Origin of the sequence: Pseudomonas sp. 5Ae-yellow (genome assembly GCF_014077575.1) — a bacterium.
GTDB lineage: Bacteria > Pseudomonadota > Gammaproteobacteria > Pseudomonadales > Pseudomonadaceae > Halopseudomonas > Halopseudomonas neustonica.
In genome coordinates, this window is the sequence record NZ_JACGWE010000126.1 from 1 (window position 1) to 883 (window position 883).

General features: G+C 61.0%; 1 protein-coding gene. It reads left to right on the forward strand.

The genetic code is table 11. The features are described from left to right. Positions 1-883 (forward strand): type VI secretion system tip protein TssI/VgrG (gene tssI / locus H4J77_RS19555; RefSeq protein WP_182250129.1); only part of this gene is annotated, 883 nt, incomplete at both ends.

The window sequence follows — 883 nt, forward strand, 5'->3', positions numbered from 1 at the left end:
AAGCAGCCTTCACCCTACACATCGACGGCGCTGCCCACGATTTCAAGGTATTGGCCTTTACCGGTAAAGAGGCCCTCAACCAGCCGTTTGCCTTTGAGCTGGAACTGATCAGCGAACAGCCCGACATCGACCTGGGCTCACTGCTGCACCACACCGCCTATCTCGACATGGGCCAGGGTGCTGGCATCCACGGCTTTATCGACCGACTCGCCCAAGGCGAAGCCGGCAAACGCCTCACCCGCTACCACCTCTGCCTGCGCCCCCAGCTCAGCTATCTGGCGCACAGAACCAATCAACGCATCTTCCAGCACCTCACCGTGCAAGACATCATCAGCCGCCTGCTGGAAGAACATGGCATTCAGGGCGACGCCTACCGTTTTCAACTCAACGCCAGCTACCCTGAACGCGACTACTGCACCCAGTACGACGAAACCGACCTGCACTTTATCCAGCGCCTGTGCGAAGAAGAAGGCCTGCACTACCACTTTGAGCACAGCCGCCAGGGCCACGTCATCGTCTTTGGTGACGACCAGACCACCTTCCCGGAGCTGGCCCAGATCGGTTACAGCCAGGGCACCGGCATGGTCGCCGACGAGCCCGTGGTCAAACGCTTCGGCCTGCGGGTAGAAACCCGCCCCAGCCGCGTCACCCGCCGCGACTACGACTTTGAAAAGCCCCGGCTGCTGATGGAAGCCGCCTACAAAGGCGAAAGCAATCCAGAGCAAGATCAACAGAATCAACAGCAGCAAGCACCGCAGCCCGACCTGGAAGACTACGACTACCCCGGCCGCTTCACCGACCGCGAGCGTGGCAAACAGCTCAGCCAGATCAACCTCGAACGCCACCGCGCCGAACAGCAACTGGCCGACGGCCTGAGCGACCA